This is a genomic window from Synechococcus sp. PCC 7502, assembly GCF_000317085.1.
Lineage (GTDB): Bacteria > Cyanobacteriota > Cyanobacteriia > Pseudanabaenales > Pseudanabaenaceae > PCC-7502.
This window is the reverse complement of record NC_019702.1, coordinates 2986082-3006777: the sequence shown is the minus strand read 5'-3', so window position 1 is coordinate 3006777 and position 20696 is coordinate 2986082. Positions and strand designations below refer to the sequence as shown.

Annotated in this window: 18 protein-coding genes and 1 pseudogene; 10 read left to right on the top strand and 9 right to left on the bottom strand. The window is 40.1% G+C overall.

Annotated elements, in window-relative coordinates; translation table 11 throughout:
* Positions 1-8 precede the first annotated feature (8 nt).
* Complete coding sequence (locus SYN7502_RS15005) at positions 9-1064, top strand: agmatine deiminase family protein (RefSeq protein ID WP_015169613.1); 1056 nt, start codon at positions 9-11, stop codon at positions 1062-1064.
* A 13-nt stretch (positions 1065-1077) separates the two neighbouring features.
* On the opposite strand, the gene SYN7502_RS15000 is transcribed toward SYN7502_RS15005, so the two are convergent.
* Together SYN7502_RS15000 and SYN7502_RS14995 are read right to left on the bottom strand one after the other, a co-directional pair.
* Positions 1078-3531, bottom strand: coding sequence for an O-antigen ligase family protein (locus tag SYN7502_RS15000; protein ID WP_015169612.1), 2454 nt, complete (start codon positions 3529-3531; stop codon positions 1078-1080).
* Positions 3532-3576: 45 nt separating this feature from the next.
* Complete coding sequence (locus tag SYN7502_RS14995) at positions 3577-4890, bottom strand: 3-isopropylmalate dehydratase large subunit (RefSeq protein ID WP_246828930.1); 1314 nt, start codon at positions 4888-4890, stop codon at positions 3577-3579.
* A gap of 387 nt (positions 4891-5277) precedes the next feature.
* Here SYN7502_RS14995 and SYN7502_RS14990 point away from each other — a divergent pair, with 387 nt between their 5' ends.
* From SYN7502_RS14990 to SYN7502_RS14975, 4 genes are read left to right on the top strand one after another with little or no spacing between them, the layout of a single operon-like run.
* Positions 5278-6345, top strand: coding sequence for a type I restriction endonuclease (locus SYN7502_RS14990; RefSeq protein ID WP_015169610.1), 1068 nt, complete (start codon positions 5278-5280; stop codon positions 6343-6345).
* Positions 6346-6377: 32 nt separating this feature from the next.
* Positions 6378-6617, top strand: a complete 240-nt coding sequence (locus SYN7502_RS14985) for a ssr2422 family thylakoid membrane protein (RefSeq protein ID WP_015169609.1) — start codon at positions 6378-6380, stop codon at positions 6615-6617.
* A gap of 1 nt (position 6618) precedes the next feature.
* Positions 6619-7533, top strand: coding sequence for a serine hydrolase (locus SYN7502_RS14980; RefSeq protein ID WP_015169608.1), 915 nt, complete (start codon positions 6619-6621; stop codon positions 7531-7533).
* Positions 7534-8247, top strand: a complete 714-nt coding sequence (locus SYN7502_RS14975; RefSeq protein ID WP_015169607.1) for a ComF family protein — start codon at positions 7534-7536, stop codon at positions 8245-8247.
* A gap of 64 nt (positions 8248-8311) precedes the next feature.
* On the opposite strand, the gene SYN7502_RS14970 is transcribed toward SYN7502_RS14975, so the two are convergent.
* From SYN7502_RS14970 to SYN7502_RS14960, 3 genes are all read right to left on the bottom strand, one after another.
* Complete coding sequence (locus tag SYN7502_RS14970; protein ID WP_015169606.1) at positions 8312-9184, bottom strand: S-methyl-5'-thioadenosine phosphorylase; 873 nt, start codon at positions 9182-9184, stop codon at positions 8312-8314.
* A gap of 65 nt (positions 9185-9249) precedes the next feature.
* Positions 9250-9801, bottom strand: coding sequence for a hypothetical protein (locus SYN7502_RS14965; protein WP_015169605.1), 552 nt, complete (start codon positions 9799-9801; stop codon positions 9250-9252).
* A gap of 235 nt (positions 9802-10036) precedes the next feature.
* Positions 10037-11773 carry an ABC transporter ATP-binding protein gene (locus SYN7502_RS14960; protein ID WP_015169604.1) on the bottom strand — a complete coding sequence of 579 codons (1737 nt, stop codon included), beginning with the start codon at positions 11771-11773 and terminating at the stop codon, positions 10037-10039.
* 133 nt (positions 11774-11906) lie between these two features.
* On the opposite strand from SYN7502_RS14960, the gene SYN7502_RS14955 reads away from it, so the two are divergent.
* On the top strand, positions 11907-12941 hold the full coding sequence (locus SYN7502_RS14955; RefSeq protein ID WP_015169603.1) for an LOG family protein: 1035 nt from the start codon (positions 11907-11909) through the stop codon (positions 12939-12941).
* A 253-nt stretch (positions 12942-13194) separates the two neighbouring features.
* Here the strand turns inward: SYN7502_RS14955 and SYN7502_RS21485 are convergent, their stop codons facing one another.
* Both SYN7502_RS21485 and SYN7502_RS19895 read right to left on the bottom strand, forming a co-directional pair.
* Complete coding sequence (locus tag SYN7502_RS21485; RefSeq protein WP_371257834.1) at positions 13195-13515, bottom strand: IS5/IS1182 family transposase; 321 nt, start codon at positions 13513-13515, stop codon at positions 13195-13197.
* A 65-nt stretch (positions 13516-13580) separates the two neighbouring features.
* On the bottom strand, positions 13581-13928 hold the full coding sequence (locus SYN7502_RS19895; RefSeq protein ID WP_051023647.1) for a transposase: 348 nt from the start codon (positions 13926-13928) through the stop codon (positions 13581-13583).
* Between the two features lie 52 nt (positions 13929-13980).
* Between SYN7502_RS19895 and SYN7502_RS19115 the strand changes: the two are divergent.
* From SYN7502_RS19115 to SYN7502_RS14930, 4 genes and pseudogenes are all read left to right on the top strand, one after another.
* Positions 13981-14106 (top strand): annotated as a pseudogene (locus SYN7502_RS19115) (IS1 family transposase); the annotation flags it as partial.
* Between the two features lie 424 nt (positions 14107-14530).
* Positions 14531-15034 (top strand): hypothetical protein, encoded by a 504-nt coding sequence (locus SYN7502_RS14940; RefSeq protein WP_015169602.1) that lies wholly within the window; start codon positions 14531-14533, stop codon positions 15032-15034.
* 106 nt (positions 15035-15140) lie between these two features.
* Complete coding sequence (gene argS, locus SYN7502_RS14935) at positions 15141-16889, top strand: arginine--tRNA ligase (protein WP_015169601.1); 1749 nt, start codon at positions 15141-15143, stop codon at positions 16887-16889.
* Between the two features lie 267 nt (positions 16890-17156).
* Complete coding sequence (locus SYN7502_RS14930) at positions 17157-17825, top strand: PFE-CTERM domain-containing protein (RefSeq protein ID WP_015169599.1); 669 nt, start codon at positions 17157-17159, stop codon at positions 17823-17825.
* A gap of 5 nt (positions 17826-17830) precedes the next feature.
* Here SYN7502_RS14930 and SYN7502_RS14925 read toward each other — a convergent pair whose 3' ends face one another.
* Together SYN7502_RS14925 and sir are read right to left on the bottom strand one after the other, a co-directional pair.
* A complete protein-coding gene (locus SYN7502_RS14925) occupies positions 17831-18619 on the bottom strand; it encodes a DUF1350 family protein (RefSeq protein ID WP_015169598.1) in 789 nt (262 codons plus the stop codon).
* 48 nt (positions 18620-18667) lie between these two features.
* A complete protein-coding gene (sir, locus tag SYN7502_RS14920; RefSeq protein WP_015169597.1) occupies positions 18668-20599 on the bottom strand; it encodes a sulfite reductase, ferredoxin dependent in 1932 nt (643 codons plus the stop codon).
* Between the last annotated feature and the right edge of the window lie 97 nt (positions 20600-20696).

Below are 20696 nucleotides of genomic sequence, written 5' to 3'. Positions count from 1 at the left end.
ATTAAATCATGTTAGGTTATATTCAGCCTGCGGAATGGCAGCCTCATAGTGCTTGTTGGTTAGCTTTCCCCAGCGATCGCTCCCTGTGGTTAGAGAATTTAGAAGCGGCACAAGCGGAATTTGTGGATTTAGCAAAAGTAATTGGCTATTCAGAACAGTTGGAGCTTCTTGTGGCTAATTTAGAAACTGAAGCGATCGCCCGTCAACTTCTTGTGGGAACTTCTGCGAGATTTCATTCAATTCCCTACGGTGACATTTGGATGCGAGATATTGCGCCAATTTTCTTAAATAAAAAATCAACTAAAGAAATAACGAAAGATTTAATTGAAGAAACCAAAAAAGAACTAGGAACGGTAACCTTTAGTTGGAATGGTTGGGGACATAAATATCTTTTAGAACATGATGATCAAGTGGCGATCGCTATTTCGGAATTTTTAGCTAAAACCCAAAATATTCCCACAGTTCGCTTCCCTTGGGTTTTAGAAGGTGGTGCGGTTGAAGTAGATGGCTTAGGAACCTGTTTAACTACCAAGCAATGCCTATTAAATCCCAATCGTAATCCGCATCTAACTCAAACCGAAATCGAACAGGGGTTAAGTGAGGCATTGGGAGTAAGTAAAATTCTGTGGCTAGAAGCAGGATTACTTAACGATCATACCGACGGACATATTGACACGATCGCTCGCTTCATAGCTCCCCATACCGTAATATGCATGAAACCAGAAAGTAAAGATGATCCTAATTATACCGTCCTGAACCAGATCGCTGCTCAGTTAAAAGGATTTACCGATGCCACTGGCAAAAATCTGGAAGTGATTGAAATTCCCTCCACTGGTTTGGTGCTTGATCCCGATGGTGAAGTTATGCCCGCCAGTTATCTCAATTTTTATATTGCCAATGGTCATGTGATTGTTCCCACCTATGGATCAGAGTTTGATCAACTGGCAGTAGGAGCGATCGCTCAGCATTTCCCCACTCGTCAAACCCTAGGACTCTCTGCCAAAATTATTCTTTCAGGGGGTGGAGCTTTCCACTGCATTACCCAACAGCAGCCCTTGATATAGATTTGGGCTAGATTTAAGACTGAAAAAGGTCAGAGAAGAAAACTTGAATCATGGCATTTTCTTGAATATTAAAAAAATCACTGGGGGTAGTGCCATCGGTATGACGGCTGAGGACATTAAACCCTTGCCGTACGCGCCGAGATTGTAAAACTAGCGGACTTCCTGCGGGAATAGCTTGACGTAACCATTGATCAAAACTAGACACATTTTTCATCCTGTCAATCATGGCGTTAATAATGCCTAATGCCTGTTGATTAGGACCATTCTGGTTTTTGATAATCCAAGCCGTTTGCAAGAGTTTTTGCCGTTGTGCCTGATCTTTACTAAACCAAGCCGCGATCGCCATTTCTGCTGGAGTTTGAGGAGAATTTAAAACATTTACAGGTGATTTATTTTCTAGGGCATTTGCTAAAGTTATAGCAGTGGGATCACCAGATTCCCGTAATTGAGCGATCGCCCCCGCATTTCCCATCCACCAATTAACCGCCGCCACTGTAGTTTTTCGTTGGGATAATTTCGGATCAGAGTTTTGCCATCGGGAGATGATCTGCGGTAGTTGAGCTTGCCAATGGGGGTCTTGCCAAAAAGCACTGGTAATAAATATGGGGTCGGCTTTAATTTCACTGGCGATCGCCTCTAAACCTGCTTCTGTATTATTTTGTTTTAATAGACTAATGCCTAATCCAAATTTTAGCGATCGCTTAGTAGGAACTAGTTCTAGCGCCTTACGGAAATAGGTTTCAGCTTGCTGGGGTAATTTATTAGAAAGACTGAGCCACGCCGCGTTGTTATAGCCAAACTCTTGATCGGGATTACTAGCTATGCCTTTTTGGAGCCACTCTAAACCTTTAACTTGCAGAGGGATATAACGATTCTCAACCCCAATTTCCGCCAGATTCCAGCCTAACTGATAGGGATAGTAGGATTCCCACGGTGCCAATTGAGAAGCAATCTCTAGGCGATCTATAAATTTATTCAGATTTTCCTGCACAGTTGAGGGATTAGCTTTTAATCTATCTAAAAATAGAAACCCAGTACTCGAAGCCTGCCAAGCAATATCCACAGGGGTAAGCCAGGCAATAGCTGCAAACGTAGCCACCGTAACAGTACCTGCGAGCCATCCCCTGAATTTACTGAATTTATCAGATACGTCTAGGCTAGTTTCAGGAGCATATGCTTGAGCGAGGTAAGCAATCGCAGCAACAATAATCACCAAACTACCGCTAATTGCCCAAATATCTAGCTGATAATCCGTTAATGCCAAAAATGCGTAACCCAATAAACTGCCAAATAGCCCATAGGTAGTAACTCGATCAGATTTATGAGATCGCCATGCCTCGGAACTATGCAAGCCAATTAACAGCCAAATTAAAATACCTAAGCCAATTAAAGTTGCAACAATACCAACAACTCCCAACTCTGCCCAAATTTGCACAGGGGTACTATGAAGCTGAAACACCATCTCTGCCTCACGCTCAGCCCACAGAGGACGATATTTTTGGTAGATCATTGGTACCGCTCCCAATCCTGCCCCAAAGGGTAGATGCTCCAACCCGATTTTTAGTCCCGCCGCCGCCGTAATCTGCCGAAAAAACAACTCACTATTACCAGAAATTACCCCCGTAATTAATGTTTGCAGACGATTATTAAAACTAATCAGAATAATTAAGAGAGCGATCGCCCCACTACCAGCACCAATAATCCACAACTTACGGATCGAAGTTTGCCATAGGAGTAAACTCAATCCAGCTATTAACACCACTGCCAAACCTAAAAATCCACCCCGAGAGCTAGTGGTATAGAGATCAATTAAGCCTAAAACAATACCGCCGATCCAAACTTTGCGCCAAATTCCCGTTTGATTAATGGCTTTAGTAATAAATAACGGAATCACTAACAGTAAATATCCCGCCACATAGTTTTGATGTCCAAAGGGTGCCCAATTTCGCAATTCAATATTAGAAAAGTCAAACCGCAAATTCACACCAAGTTGAGCAATTTCGCTTAGTCGATTTAGTTCTGGTAATAAGGTCTGAAACAGCCATAATCCCAGACTTTCAATCACCACAACTAGCCCTAGGATTGCTTGGAAATTGATTAGTTGCTCTAAGTTATGCCCGTTACTGTCTGCCTTAAGGTAGTTAAAAACCGTATAAACAGCACCAAACATACCCAAAGCAATTAAACCTTGCCATACCGATTGGGCAGGAAAAGGGGCAAATATGGTGGAAAGACAAATAGCTATAGAAAATAAAGCGATCGCCCAGTCCAGCTTGTTGCCTAATAAAAAAAATGGCTTATCTTTTTGCCATAGGTTCAAAATATTAATCCCGACAATACAGATCAATCCCGCTTGCCAAATTAATACCCAAGGCCATGCCAGCATTTGGGTGCTACTGTCGGGCAGAACCGTAAATACTATGTAAATCAGAGTCCCTAATAAGCCCAGTAGTTTTCCCGATCCCATATTTATTCCAGATAAAAACCAGATTTCAGAAAAACGCTAGAAAAACTAAATGTAATCCCTTGGGTCAGTAATTCTGCCCGTGAGAGCCGAAGCCGCCGCCGTAAACGGAGAAGCCAAATAAATCTGCCCCTGTTTATTACCCATGCGTCCGGGGAAATTGCGATTAGTCGTCGAAACACAAACCTCTGGTTCATTTAACCGCCCAAAGGTATCCTGAGGACCACCCAAACAGGCAGCACAGGAAGGGGCAGCAGGCTCAATACAACCCGCCTGTAGAAATATCTCAGCCAAAGACAAACCATCTACAGTCTCGGTAAATAGGTCGTTATAGACTTTTTGGGTTGCAGGTACCAAATAGGTCGGCACTTTAACTTGATTCCCCTTTAATAACTGAGCCGCATTGATAAAGTCGGTAATTTTGCCACCCGTACAGGAACCAATATAGACCCGATCAATCTTGACATCACTGACTTCCCTCACTTTGGCACGATTATCGGGAGAGTGGGGTTTTGCTACCACAGGCTCTAGTTTAGAAACATCATAACGCTTGTGATAGTAATACTCAGCATCGGTATCGGCATAGAGTGGTGTAAACGGCTTATCAGTGCGAGCTTTGACGTAATCAAAGGTGGTTTGGTCTGGAGCAATCACTCCATTTTTACCCCCAGCCTCAATTGCCATATTACAAAGAGTCATCCGTTCTTCCATAGTCATCCGCGCGATCGCTTCTCCATCAATTTCTAAGGCACGATAGTTAGCACCTGCTACGCCAATATCCCCAATTACCTGCAAAATTAAATCCTTAGCCAAGAGATAGGGAGGCATTTCACCATCAAAGGTAAAGCGCATGGTGGCAGGAACCTTAAGTAATAGTTTGCCCGTACCTAACACAAAGGCAGCATCCGTGTTACCAATACCAGTGGCAAATTCACCGAAAGCACCCGCATTACAGGTATGGGAATCTGTCCCAAATAGCACTTCCCCAGGACGAGTATGACCCTCTTGTGCTAGGGCAACATGACAAACACCCTTGTAGTCGGGATTGGCTTTAAAGTTGCTAAGATCGGTGATGTCATAGAAATACTTAATGTTCTGCTCGTGGGCAAATTCTCGCAAAATATCCACATTACGGTTGGCTCTGGCATCTTTGGTAAAGATATAGTGATCGGGAATCAGCACTAGCTTTTCTCGATCCCAGACCTTAGCATCTGCACCAAATTCTTTTTTGAATATCCCGATGGTGCCAGGTCCACAGACATCATGGGTCATCAACAGATCAGCATTCACCCAAATATTATCCCCCGGTAGCACTCGACTGCGATTAGATGCCCGAGCTAAGATTTTTTCGGTGAGTGTCATTGCCATAGTTGCTATTCTCTATAACTGTAAATAACTCTGATTAACTTTAATTTAGGCTTATATTTTAACTCACTTATATTTACTACTTATCGCTAAATCACAAAATTAACCAGTTTCTCTGCTATAGCGATCGCTTAAATAATTCTTCAAGTCAGTTTTCGGGAGGACAACTGCTATAACTATCGGCGGCTGCGTGTGAGTAAAATCAAATTACGAGAATGAGCGAGGAGAGATCATGGAGGATGTTTACGGCTATTGTAATGCTTTACTGAATTGCCTTAACAACTTTTGTAACGCTCTTAAACTGGATTATAAATATAAGCCATCTCAGCGAAGATCAATTATTACATAATGTATTTAGTCTGAGAAGTAAGGGAGAAATCACGAATGAGTTTCGATGAAAAGATTGCCGCATTGATTCAACGTATTCCAAAACTAATTGAGCATCTCCAAACTGAAGAAGCAACAAAAAATGCTTTAGTTATGCCATTTATTTCAGCACTTGGGTATGACGTTTTTAATCCTCAGGAAGTTGTACCTGAATTTACTGCAGATGTAGGTGTAAAAAAGGGGGAGAAAGTAGATTATGCAGTTATGCGTAATGCAGAAGTAATTTTTTTGATTGAATGTAAAAAAGTAGGAGTTGACCTCAGCCATGCAGAAATGTCACAACTCTTTAGATACTTCGCAGTCACCAAAGCACGAATTGCTATTCTAACCAATGGGGTGCAGTATCACTTCTTCTCTGATCTTGAATCACCGAATAAAATGGATACCAAGCCATTTCTTGAACTAGATTTGAATGATCCACGATTACCAGCCCTAGAAGAAGTAAAAAAACTAGCTAAAGAAGATTTCGACCTCGAACAAATACTTAGTACAGCTAGTGAACTTAAATATAATTCAGCAATCAAAAAAATCCTCACTGGTCAGTATGATTCACCTGACGAAGAGTTTGTTAGATTCTTTTTTGTTCGGACTAATCTAGGTAGCAAATTTACTGCAACTGCAAAAGAGCAATTTACACCTATTGTTGCTAAGGCATTTCAGCAATTTATCAATGAAAAAATCACTGACAGACTGCGTAGTGCATTACAAAGTGAAGTAAAACCAATTATTGAAGAAGAAAAATTAGTGCCAGAAGAATTAAAATCTGACATTCTGACAACTGAGGAGGAATTAGAAGGATTTAGGATCGTTAGAGCAGTTATTTCTAAAGTTGTTGCCCCAGAACGAGTTATTTACCGTGATACTAAAACTTATATGGGAATCTTACTTGATGATAATAATCGCAAGCCAATTTGTAGGCTTTGGTTTAACTCTAAACAAAAATATCTAGGTCTTTTTGATAGTAGTAAAAATGAAGTTAAGATTGCAATTGATACCTTAACAGATATATACAAACATTCTGACCAATTAATAGCTACTACTCAAAGTTATGAAACTCAGAAATAGGAATTCAATTTAAAACTATAGGAGAAATTCAAATGACAGTAACAAGATGGACAGATGAAATGTTAGATAAGCTAGCAGAATCAGTTAACTCCACAAAGGAAACTGTAGAGAGCATGGCGGAAGCAATTAAAAAACAAAGTGAAGAGTCAAAAGAATTAGGAATTCGATTTAGTGCCTATCAGCAAGCTTCGCAATGGGTAGTTAACTTGGCATTTGGTTTACTGGCAACGGCTACAATTACAACCATTGTTTCGGCAGTAGTCAGAAAGTAATATGACATTTTTTGAAATAGATCAGAAGATACAAGAACTTGGCGATCGCCTCATTAGCCAAACCACAGAAAAATTTAACCTTGCTCCCAGTCAAATTGCCTTAACACTTTTAACCTATAATCAACCATCAATTATTAATTCTGCCAGTGATCCAATTTCATTTTGGAGTCAAAAAATAACTGGTTACAGCCATCGGGGTACAGAGCTAATCTATCCCGCCAGTGTTGTCAAGTTATTTTACATGGTGGCATTGCAGGAATGGGCTAATAAGAGAATGTTGGTTCTGACTCCAGAAATTATCCGCGCCCAAAGAGATATGATTGTGGATTCTAGTAATGACGCTACGAGCTTAATTGTAGATGTCTTAACTGGAACCACTAGCGGAGGGGAACTATCAGATGCTCCTTTTAGTACTTGGAAATATCAACGGCAGATTGTAAATCGTTACTTTGCCAGCCTTGAAGTCCCTGATTATAAATATTTAAATATTTGTCAAAAAACTTGGTGTGATGGTCCCTACGGTAGAGAGAGAGCCTTTTATGGACAAGATATGGCAAATCGTAATTTATTAACCACTAATGCCACTGCCCATCTATTACATAGCATTATTTCTGGGATAGCCGTGGATAGCGATCGCTGCCAAAATATGAGGGCATTATTAAAACGCAGTATTAAACCCGAAGACCTAGCAGCTGATCCTGAAAATCAAGTTACAGGTTTCCTTGGTGGAGGCTTGCCCCAAACTGCTCAACTCTGGTCAAAGGCAGGTCTAATGAGTAGGGTGCGTCATGATGCTGCTTACATTGAAGTTCCCAATCAATCGGCATTTACCCTAGTTGTTTTTACCGAAGGTCAGGCTCAAAATGTGGACATACTGCCTTTTATCGCCTCGTCAGTGGTGGCTAATTTGGACTAAATGCAAAGCTTTCTGAATTTATTTCTCAAGCCTAACTGTCCATTGTGCGGACGTTCTGCCCATAACGTGATTTGTATTGATTGCGATCGCCAAATTTCTGCCTGTAAATCCCGTAACTTTTATCAAAATCAAAAATCTGAAATCAATCTATTTGCTTGGGGTGTCTATGATGGCAGCTTAAAGCAGGCGATCGCTACTTGTAAATTTGAAAATCATCCAGAACTATCAATACCTTTGGGGATCAAAATTGGAGAGTTATGGAATCAAGACTTGATAGCGCAGAATTTAATTAAGGAAGTACAGATAAAAATAGGAATAAAAAGAGCAAATCTAAAAGTCGTGCCAATTCCCATGCACCCTGAAAAGCTAAAAAGTCGAGGTTTTAATCAAGCAGAATTACTAGCAAAAAGTTTTTGTCAAATGACGGAAATAGCGATCGCACCCCAAATTCTGCAACGGGTTAAAAATACCAAGGCACAAATAGATACGAAATCGATCCAAGAACGTCAAGATAATCTCAATGCGGCTTTTAGAGTAGATAGTAAATTTAAAAACCAATCAATTTCTGTGATTTTATTCGATGATATTTACACCACTGGAGCTACGATTAATGAGGCGATCGCTACGCTCAAATCGGCAAATATTAAAGTCATAGCGGTAGTGGTTTTAGCTACTCCAAGATTTAAGGAAATTCCCAGCAAGAGATTCTCCTGATCTTCGAGTCATTCACCGAAACGAAGGTTTGAATTGTCTATAGAGCTAGATTTCCAAGCAATCGCTATTGCAAATACTTTTTGATGATCAGTCCCAATTTATCCAAAGTAGCAGCAGAAACCTTGGTTAAATCCGTAAATATGGCACTTTTTAGGGCGGTGTGTGCTTCCGATACTGGTGGGTTAGCCGTAATTAAATTCACCGTTGCTTGAATGATTTTTTGGGCATTGATGGCATTCTTATGCAGATTATCAATCACCATAGAAACCGATACACTATCATGTTCTTCGTGCCAGCAGTCATAGTCAGTGGCAAGGGCAAGGGTAGCATAGGCAATTTCAGCTTCACGCGCCAATTTTGCCTCGGTTAAATTTGTCATCCCAATTACATCTGCACCCCAACTACGATAGAGATGAGATTCCGCTTTAGTGGAAAATGCTGGACCTTCCATACATAAATAAACTCCTCCACGGCGCACTTTACCTGTTCCCAAATCAATACTCTCCGCAGCAGTGGCAAGTACATCAGCTAAAGCCAGACACACGGGATCAGCAAAGGTAATATGGGCAACAATCCCCTGTCCAAAAAAAGTGGCAATACGATTTTTCGTTCGATCAATAAATTGATGAGGAATCACCATATCCAGAGGCTTAATTTGTTCTCGCAGGGAACCGACGGCAGAAGCAGAGATAATATACTTTACCCCTAGACTCTTCATGGCATAAATATTGGCACGGTAGGGGACTTCCGATGGCAATAAATGGTGCGATCGCCCATGACGGGCAAGAAAGACTACAGGAGTATGATCTATCGTTCCATAGATCAGCACATCAGACGGCTCACCAAAGGGAGTATCCACTTTAATTTCCTGAACATTCTGAAGAGCAGCCATACTATATAAGCCACTACCGCCAACTACGCCAATTGCTGCTTCCATATTTTAGATTTCCTCTGATTCAGATACTGCATATATTCCAGAACCAAATTCTATCCTAAATATGGCTAGGATTTAGCAGTATAGTAACCAGACCGACTGGGAACTCGCTCCCACAGACCTGCAACTTTGCCTTTGGATAAATTTTTGGTGACTCGATCCTTAGCGACTTTAAACTGCTCGGCATCGATTTTGCCATAGAGAACTGCGACAACTTCTTCTATTCCTACAGCCTTTCCTTGGCGATCGCTCAATATCTTTCCTACTGCTGACGTTAGAGTATCACTCTTATATTTAGATACAAACGTGAGAGATTTTGGATTATCGGCGTTAACTGATTTAGAAGTATTAGAACTTTTTCTAACTTTTCCCGTGGGCTTAGCTGGAGTTGCGTTAGTAACTTTACTAATTGGTTGAATAATTGTCTGCGGAGAGTCTAGTGATTTTACAGGTGTACTAGCAAGTCCAGATAATATTCCATCAATACTTTTAAGTTGCAAATGGGCATGATCGACAATAGGTTGGTATTTTTCAACTATATCTTTATAGTGCAGTTGCAATGCTTTTAGGCTAGGTTCAATTTTTTCGGCAACTGTTTCAAGAGATGACTTTGGATTCATATTTAGAGATTGATTGAGATGTAATCATCATAGTATGAGAAATCTACTTAGAGTAAATATCTTTTTCTTTAAATTACGGTGTAATAGATGAAATCTGAATGAAAAATTACTTTTTTACTGTGCGTGATCTCACTCCAAGACCGATTAATCCAAACCTGATTGAAAATATATAAAGAATTCAAACAATTTATTTGTGATTGCTTTATCCGCAGTTACTTTTCATATTTAGCCAGATTTAGCCAGCAAACTGCCGAGCATGAAACATGGCATACCGACCTGCTTGATTGATTAACTCTTCATGGGTGCCAGATTCAATAATTTGTCCCTGCTCTAATACAAAAATGCGATCGCTATTGCGGACAGTTGCCAACCGATGGGCAATGACAAATACAGTGCGACCCTTCATCACTCTTTGCAATGCTTCTTGGACAAGTGCTTCTGCTTCGGCGTCCAAGGCTGATGTAGCTTCATCGAGGATTAAAATTTTAGGATTATGTAAAACGGCACGGGCGATCGCAATTCGTTGTTTTTGTCCACCCGATAAATTCACCCCCCGTTCACCGACCCAAGTTTGATAGCCTTCAGGAAACTGGGAAATAAAGTCATGGGCATTGGCAATTCTAGCAGCATTGATTACTTCTTCCAGATCGTAATTCTCCTGTCCAAAGGCAATATTGTCAGCAATGGAACCAGAAAATAGGATGGAATCTTGAGGCACGATCGCCATTTGTTGACGCAAACTTTTTAAGGTCACATCTTTAATATCAATGCCATCAATTAAAATTCTGCCTGTAACTGGATCATGAAAGCGCATTAATAAATTCATCAATGTCGATTTACCCGCCCCCGAAGACCCAACTAGGGCAATCACTTCACCGGGAAAAGTGAGAAAGCTAATATCCCTAAGCACAGGTTGATCGGCTTGATAATGAAAATTAATATGCTGATATTCAACCTTACCTGTAACCGTGGGCAGAGCCTTAGCATTGGGTTTTTCCACCACCACGGGCTTAATTTCAAATAATTCAAAAATGCGATCGCAGGAAGCCTCAGCCTGTTTAATTTCATTGTAGTTACTGGTAACATTCCGAATCGGATCGATTACCAACGCCACCGCCGCAATAAATGCCACAAACTGACTGGGTTGTAATTTTCCTTGGGCAATCTGCCATGTTCCCAACCAAATCAAAATAATGATCCCCATCGCTTGTAGGAGACTTATAACAGGATATTGAATTGCCCTAATTTTATCCGTAGCATACTTACGAATGCGATTCTGTTCTGCCTCTAGTTCAAATCTTCTAATTTCATAATCCTCAGCCGCAAATGCCCTAACTAGGCGGATACCGTTAAATACCTCTGATAATAAAGACGATAGATTGGAAATTTGATCTTGACTACGGCGAGTTAACGCTAACATGCGATCGCCAAACCAAGCTACTAAAACCGCCAACAATGGAGCCACAATAAACACCGTCAAAGTTAATATCCAGTTCAGATAAATCATGTACGACAGGATTAAGATCAACTGCAACACCGATGGAATAAACTGATGGAAAAACTTCCCAACCACCTCGGCAATGCGATCAATATCTTCCGTGAGGCGATAGGATAAATCCCCCGTGCGCGATTCTGCAAAGTAATCTAAATCCAAACTGTGCAGATGGGCATACACCTTAACCCGCAAATCTAAAGCAATATTTAAGGCAGCTTGGGACATAATGCTATCCTGCCCATATTGAAATATTCCCTGCACCAAAAATAGCAATAACGTCAAACCTGATAGACGCGTAATCCCTTCTAAACTACTCTGGGCGATCGCCTCAGACACTAAACCAAAAATATGCGCCAGTAAAGGCATACCAAGGATATAACCAACTGTACAAATTAATGCCTTGCCAATTAATCGCCAATGGGGATAAATATATGAGCTTAGTTGCTGATAGGCAGAAGGTTTAGAGGTAGTCTTCAAACTTTTAATGCTATTGATTGAGGATTTTGGTACTTAAAGCGTACATGATTATCTGCTCTTCACCTCTAATTGTCTGCTTTACTATTATAGAAATCATAAAAACTATTGCGTAGCCTCTTAAAAGGTCAGTAAATTGAGCATACTCCCCAGCCAAGATTTTAATCATCTCAAGCAAGACCTCGATCGCCTGCTGGGAAACCTTCCAGATCATCCCCATAGTAAGTTGATTTATAGAGCATTAAATCTCATCGTGCAACTCAGCCAAACCGAAAGCGATCGCCTTGACTGGAAATTAGTAAGCGGTACGCTTCAGGATATGTATAAAGCTTTAGAGATGTTTCATCCCTATCGTCATATTCGCAAAGTCAGCATTTTTGGCTCTGCCCGTATTGCTAGTAATACCCCTGAATATATCCAAGCTCAGGAATTTGCCCAACAGATTACTAAGGCTGGATTTATGGTTTTAACTGGTGGCGGCGGTGGGATTATGGCAGCAGGTAATGAAGGTGCAGGTAAAGATCATTCCTTTGGCTTAAATATTTATTTACCCTTTGAGCAAGAACAAAACCTCAATATCCTAGATAGCCACAATGTCAACTTTAAGTATTTTTTCACCCGTAAGTTATTTTTCCTCAGAGAGACCAGTGCGATCGCTATTTTTCCCGGTGGCTTTGGTACTCAAGATGAGTTATTTGAATCCCTAACATTACTGCAAACTGGGAAATCCACACCCAAGCCCATAATTTTAATGGATAAACCCGATGGCTGCTACTGGCAAGAATGGGATAGCTATATGCAAACTTGCTTGCAGGGGCGGAAATTAATTAATCCTGAAGATCATAGCCTTTATACAATCACCAGTGACATTACCGCAGCAGTTGCCAAGATCGCTAATTTCTATAAGGTTTACCATTCTAGTCGCTGGGTCAAAGATATTTTTGTGATTCGCTTAAATCAAGATATTTCCGATGCTAAATTGCAAAAACTCAATGATTTATTTAGCGATCGCCTCATTGATGGAGAAATTAAACGTAGTAAAGCCCTTGAACCTGAGAAAAAAGATGGAGACATTTATATAGATTCTTTGCCTCGCTTAATCATGAGGTTTACCGATCATCATAACTATGGTTATCTTCAGCAGCTAATTTGGGCAATTAACGATGAGTGATCGCCTATCCAATCTCCAATGACTAGCGAAGATTGGTAGTGCATCAAAGTAAAGTAGCTTTAATGCTACAGCGAAATTAAACCTCTATTTTCTAAGGCTAATGCTCATAAAGCTTGCAGAAAATTAGATCTCAAATAGGCTCTATAGAGCCTGTTTCATATCTCATGAGTAGCAATTCTTTTTAGCATCAAACGAATAAAGCAAAGATTGAGTTTAGCTGTAGCATTAACGAGAGTTCTCTCAAAGTTCTTAACTAAGATTTTGCATCTTTCAACCCAAGTATCCACCTTGTCGGCACAACTACAAACCCAGACAGACCTTTTTCTGCTTTCTGTTGCTTTGATACCTTAGGAGAAATTTCAAACCTAATCTTAGTCATAATCTCAGGATAAACCTTCTGTAAATCAGTCGTCAATTTTTCGATATGATAACCACTATCCAGCAATATCGTAGTTAGGGTAATGTCATCTGGCTTCGATTTGAAGTAATCAATGTTAAACGTTAACATCTCAATCAGTCCTTGGTCATCTGATACATTTGCTCTTGTTAAATAGGTGAAAAAAGGAAATCCCAGTATGTCAACGGCTAAATGTCTTTTGATCCCGTTAGTTGCTTTGTAGGAGCAGAAGCCCTTGGATTCTATACTTGCATTACAAGTATTTTCACTGCTTGTGAGTCAATGATGATTAAAGTTGTCCATTTTGATTTTTTTGACTGTTCACGGGCTGTTGCATGCAAAGCTTCCATAATCGCAGTAAATGTACCTGTATCTTTCCACTCCTTGTAGTATCGATACACTGTAGAGAATGGTGGTAAGTCTCGGGGCATATCTCGCCAATTACAACCGTTTTTGAGTTGGTAGAGTATGCCGTCTAAAATTTGTCTTTTTGTCCAAGTTGGCGGTCTAGTTTGCTTTTTCTTTGGGAGCAATGGTTCTATAATTTCCCATTCTTTATCTGTTAGGCTACTTGAGTATGGATTTAGCATTTTCTAAGTATCATACATCTTGCTCATAATAGATATGAAACAGGCTCTATATACTCAGAAAATTGAGTGTAAACATTTAACTTTGAAAACTCGAATTAAACAGTTGGCGAGAAAGACTATTTGTTTCTCTAAGTCGATTCTGTTGCACGATCGGTATGAGTTTCCTATTCTGCGCTGATTTAATCTGTTCAACAACCTTGTAACACTACCCCAAATCATGCAATACTTTTCGTCAACGCATTTCCCATTTGGTGCGACAAACCTCTAGGAAGTTAAGTAGTCATATTAGGGCTATTTGGTACTTTATTCATGACTATAATGCACTTCTTGCAATGATTTGTCACTTTTCACTACTTCTGGATCACCATCATTTTCTTAAATACGCAGGAGGTCTATTGATGGGATTAAGAGAGTCTCCACTGGTGATGATTAAGTTAAAAAAAACTATTTAAAAGGGTGAATTAGACTTCAATTATCCCTATTTCTGATCTAGCTTTGTAGTAATTGCAAATAGTCTGTAAATTTTCAGAAGTTTTGCCCCCCATACCTATTCCTAGGGTAAAGTGAACTAGATAATGTATTTTCCCCTCTAATATCATTTTATGATCAAAAAAATCTTTTTGTTCTCCCTATTTCTAACAACAAATCTAACTACAAATTTATTTTTAGTCACAAACTTTGGTTATTCCCAGTCTGGCAATCCCAAGTTTGATGCCCTCCTTAACCAAGTTCAAGCTAAACCTGGTAGCATTCACTGGGAAGGGAAGGGAGCTTTGATCGAGGATAAAGCCTCTCTGGTAAAAGGTACGAATGGTATATATGTTTTAGGTTCTCATTTATCATTATCTGAAGAACCTTCTCAAGTTCATTTAGCTGTCTCGGAAGTGGTGAATGGTGTTGTAGCTATTAACCAAAGAAGTTTTACAGCAATCATTAATGGGCCAGTTTACGAAGTTTCAGGAAAGGTTACTTTTAAGGTTGTAGGTAAATCTGTTTCAGGAACTTTTACAGGGGATTTGTATGAAATTAAGGGAAAGAAAGCGAAGGCTGAGGAAAAATCAAGTGGGAAAATAGCTGGAAATTTCACAGGTTTAACACTTAAATAAAATCCATATTGACTGGGGATGAAAAGGTAAAATTCGGCTAAAATTAAGGTTTACATTCACAATAATTTAATAGTAGTTTAAGAGCATTTAATGGCTCAAATAAGTAATGAGTAGTTCAGTTTTAGCAGAGTTAAAAGTTCGGTTCCAAACTGCTTGTGTTAAAGCCTTTGGGGAAGAGTACTTGGGTATTGATCCATCGGTGAGTGTAGCAAAAGACCTAAGATTTGGCGACTATCAATGTAATGCTGCTCTGAGTCTTAGTAAAAGATTAAAACAAAAACCCCAAGCGATCGCTGCTCAAATTATTCAACATCTAACTATTTCTGACTTAGGTGAAGCTCCTAGCATTGATGGACCTGGGTTTATTAATGTCAAACTTAAACCAGAATTTTTAGCCTCTCGATTAGCGGTGGTTAATAGTGGAGATCGCCTCGGAATTGAGGAAACAAGAAATAGGCAAAGGATAATAGTAGATTTTTCTAGTCCTAATATTGCCAAGGAAATGCACGTTGGACACCTGCGATCGACCATTATCGGTGACTGTATTGCCCGCATTTTAGAATTTCAAGGACATGAGGTTTTGCGCCTAAACCATGTGGGGGATTGGGGTACACAGTTCGGGATGTTAATTACCTACTTAAAAGAGGTATATCCAAGAGCCTTAACCGAGTCCGATGCCCTAGATTTAGGTGATTTAGTGGCGCTGTATCGGGCAGCGAAAAAGCGATTTGATGAGGATGAACAATTTAAAGAAGCTTCCCGTTTAGCAGTAGTAGATTTACAGTCGGGACAACCAGAGGCAACATTTTGTTGGCAGTTATTATGTGATCAGTCTCGGCGAGAATTTCAAAAAATCTATGATGCTTTGGATATTAAGATTACAGAACGGGGCGAATCCTTTTATAGTCCTTATCTAGCCTCAGTTGTGGAGGATTTACAAGCTCTGGGGTTGCTCGAAAAAAGTGAAGGAGCTTTATGTGTATTTTTAGATGGATTTACGAATAAAGAAGGCGATCGCTTACCTTTAATTATTCAAAAGTCCGATGGCGGTTATAACTATGCTACGACCGATTTAGCTGCTATTCGCTATCGCATTCAAGAAGATAAAGCCGAACGAATTATCTATGTTACGGATATGGGGCAATCTTCCCATTTTGAGCAAGTATTTCAGGTGGCAAGACGGGCAAACTGGCTGACGGACAATACTAAAGTTATCCATGTTCCCTTTGGTTTAGTTTTGGGTGAAGATGGTAAAAAATTAAAAACTCGTTCGGGTGATACGGTGCGGCTTCAGGAATTATTAGATGAGGCGATCGCTAGGGTTAAAACCGATTTAGAAACCCGTAATCCAGAGTTTAACGACACCTATAAACAGGAAGTAGCAGAGGCAGTGGGATTGGGTGCAGTGAAGTATGCTGATCTTTCCCAAAATCGCACCAGTAACTATGCCTTTAGCTTTGATAAAATGCTTTCCCTCCAAGGTAATACGGCTCCCTATATGCTCTATGCCTATGTACGGATTAGAGGTATTAGTCGTAAAGGTGCCTTAGACTTCGATAGTGAGAATTTTTCGGCAGCTATTGCTCTCAAGCATGAATTAGAGTTGGCTCTGGCAAAACATTTAATCCAATTACCTGAAATTATTGATGCCGTCTCGGAAGACCTCATGCCCAATCGTTTATGTTTATATTTATTTGAGCTTAGTCAAAAGTTTAATCAGTTTTACGATCAATGTCCTGTTTTACAAGCTGAGGATAGCGATCGCCTTTCCCGTTTACTTCTGTGCCACGTCACTGCTAAAACCCTTAAATTAGGATTAGGTCTTTTAGGGATTCGAGTTTTGGAAAAAATGTAAATCAACTCAACCTCAAACAAAGAGAGAGTTAAGTAAAATATGTTAACTCTGAAACCTTCAAACTCAATAGCAAAATGATCAAAATGATTAAGAGCAGGTTCCCAATCCTTAATTGGTATCGCCAAATAAACGAACTTGAGCATCTATTAACAGGATATTTAGATGTTTGTAAAGTTAAAATAAAGCCTGAAATCTATACGTACAAAGCACTTGACAAATCTAAATAGAGAAAAGTACGATTGCGTACAACATCTTAAGTACTTAAACATGACAAAACAACTCTTGGTAACTTCTGTAGTTGCAATTACTGGTTTACTAGGATCGGCGATTCCCTCCGCCCATGCCGTATCTTTTCAAGGGGTAGATTTTACCTCTATTGGAGCTGCATTTGATAATGGTGCGTCCTATGTGTTTGGGTATAGCTTTACAGTCAATGCCAAGAATATTACGGTAGATAAACTCGGCTATTTTGACGCAGAAAAGGACGGACTACTAACTAGCCATAATGTCGGTATTTTTCGGGAGTCGGATCAAAGCCTAGTAGTTAGTGCCACGATACCAAGCGGAACTTCACTATTAACTGGATTTTTTCAATATGTATCTGTAAGTCCCACAGTTTTAATTGCAGGTGAAACCTATAGAATTGGTGGTACCCAGCTCACGGGATTCGACATTTATTCACTTAATAATAATGATTTTACGGTTAACCCCGCAATTACCTATAATACTGATGTCTATGCCGATGGAAATGGAAGCACTCTTATTTATCCAAGCATTCCAAATACTGCTGGAGTGAATAATGGCTTCTTTGGGGGGAACTTTACCTTTACTGATTCTACTCCTGTTCCCTTTGAGTTTTCCCCTGCTCTTGGACTTGGGGCTTTAGGTGGTTTGATTATCACTAAAAAGCTCTACGGTAAGCTCAGTAAAAAGTAGATTAATTAAGCCGTTTTAGCATAGGCGGGGTGTGACTTTAACCAACTTAGAATAGTTTGCTCTAGGGTGGAATTATCCTTGTGCATACCTTGCTTAATCCATTGAAATACAGCATCCACTGGCGTAAAGCTTTGACCCGCTTGCCATTTTAAGTCCATACCCATAGAGGTTAGGTGAGTTCCGGGCAGGGTTTTAACCGTAACTTTTTGATGGAGATTATTATTAAATTTGCGTTGAAGTTGGGATGCTAAAACCGCAATTTCATCAATATCATCATCGACAAACTTAATTAACAAATTATTCTCAACGGTATAACTTTGATTAATTAACTCCATAGTTTCCAAAGGCGAGGGCGTAAATTCCATATTTTCCATTTCGGGAATCGTGCCTGCGAACTCTTTAAATAATGGAATAGATTGCTTGGCACCATAGTTATTGTAGGCAATGAAAATATTTCCTGCCCGTTCCGATGGATAAAAACTATTAATCAAAAGATGAATTTTACAACCCATGCTATGCCCCATACCAAATAGCGGGAAATAGTCTAAAAATAGCTTGCTGCGAGTACGCTTAAAGGATTTATAGGCATCAATGGCAATTTGGCGATGATCGAAGGTGCTATTAATAATCGGGGTCGCCACAATTACATAACCTGCCCTAGCTAGGGTTTCTAAAATACGACTATAGCTGATGTGGGGGGCGGCAGCAAAAAAAGCTCCACCTAAAAAATGGATCACTCCTTTGGGTTGAGACGGTGCTAAGACAAAATTATTTTCAACCTGTTGCCATTCCATAGTTATTCCTAGCTATTTCACCAGTTAATTGACAAGTTAAATTCAGATTTAATTAAGACTAGATAAGTAATTAGCGATCGCCGCTTCTACTAATTCCTTCATAGATTTATTATGGCTGCTAGAAACTGATTTTAGTTGCTCATAGACTGAGGTAGATAGGGTAATGCGATGTCTTTGATCCTTAGCTTTTGCCGTCGCTGGACTAATATCTTGTCTAACATAATTGGTACTAAATTCTCTGAGCTGATCGAAACCTATGCGATCGCAAAAATCCCCAAATCCTTCATTTTGATCAAGGCGATCTCTCTTAAAGTAGGCAAATAAAGGCTCAAAAAATTCCTCTAACTTATCCACATGGAGTCGTTGAATAAATGGCTGTGCCAAACGGGTTGAGTTAAAATTTCCACCTAACCACACTTGATACTCATTCCAAGCACTGCCCACAAAGCCCAATTCAGCCATATAAGGACGGGCGCAACCATTGGGACATCCTGTCATTCTGGTAATCAATTTTTCATCTCCTAAGCCCATGCGATCTAGTAAAACCCTTAGGCGTTCGATGATGCTGGGTAAAGCTCTTTCTGATTCAGTGATCGCTAAGCCACAGGTGGGGAAAGCGGGACAAGCCATAGAATAACGAGTCAGGGGATCGATTTGATCCGGTGATAATACGCCACAGCGATCCAAAATCCCTTGGATGTCAGTCTTGGCGATCGCAGGAATTTCTGTAAATAAGAGGTTGTGGTTAGGGGTGAGATAGATAGGTAAATGAAAGGCTTCGGTAATTTCCCTAAGGGCAGTTTTTAGCTGTAGGCTCTCTTTATCTATCACTCTGCCGTTTTCAATGGATATGCCCAGAAAATATTTGCCATCACCCTGTTCGTTCCATCCTAAATAGTCTTCATATTTCCATTCAGGTAAGGGTTTAGGAGCTTGTAAAGGGGTAGGATAATAATCTAGTAATACTTGCTTAAACTTTTCTACACCCCATTCATGTAATAGATATTTAAATCTGGCATGACGGCGGTTGTAGCGATCGCCATGATCTCTTTGCACTGCCACTACTGCTTTAACTAATTCGTAAATATCACTAACGGGGACAAAGCCAATACTATCGGCAAGGCGGACAATGGTGGCATCATTATTGTGACTACGTCCTAGTCCCCCACCCACATATACGTTAAACCCCTCGAGCTTTTGATTGCCATCGGTAATGACCACTAAGGATAAATCATTTGTAAACAAATCTACGGAATTATCTCCGGGTACAGCGATCGCTATCTTAAATTTGCGTGGCATAAACTGAGTCCCATAGATCGGCTCGGAACTATCGGTAGTATTAGTATCAATCTTGCCTTTACCGTGCTGTGATCGGGCTTTAGTAACCTCCGCTGCTTCTATGGGTAAGGAACTAACTGCCACTTCACCATCTAGCCATAGGTCATAATAGGAGCCAGCTTGGGGTGCTAAAAGATCGGCAATTTTTACTGCATAGTCACGGGCAATTTGATATTCAGGTCGATTTTTATAGGGAGCCACAGGAGCCATAACGTTACGGTTAATATCTCCGCAGGCACCAACGGTCGAACCCATATTTTGGGTAATGTCAGCAATTACGGTTTTCAGGTCTTGTTTAAGAATGCCGTGAATTTGAAACCCCTGCCTTGTCGTTGCCCGTAAAGTATGATTCCCATAGCGATCGCTTAACTGATCCAATGCCAAATATAACTGCCAAGGAATAAATCCACCTGGGCTTCGAGTCCGCAACATCATCGAATAATTTGATTCTTCACCCTTAGCCTTAGCTTTTTCTAAATCTCGGTCTTTTTGCTGATAGGAACCATGAAATTTGAGAATTTGGATACCATCTTGACTAAAAAAGCTATTGCCATCAGTTAACTCAGAGCTTATGGGAAATCTGAGATAGTTACTCTTTTCCTTGAGTACTTCAACTTTAGAGTACTTAATCGTATTAGTCATGGTTCCGAAACATTTTATTTGCCCCATCCATTATAGAGGGTTTGCCCCAAACTTTTAGTCCCGCCCTATACATTGTAATTACGCCGATCTTATCCAC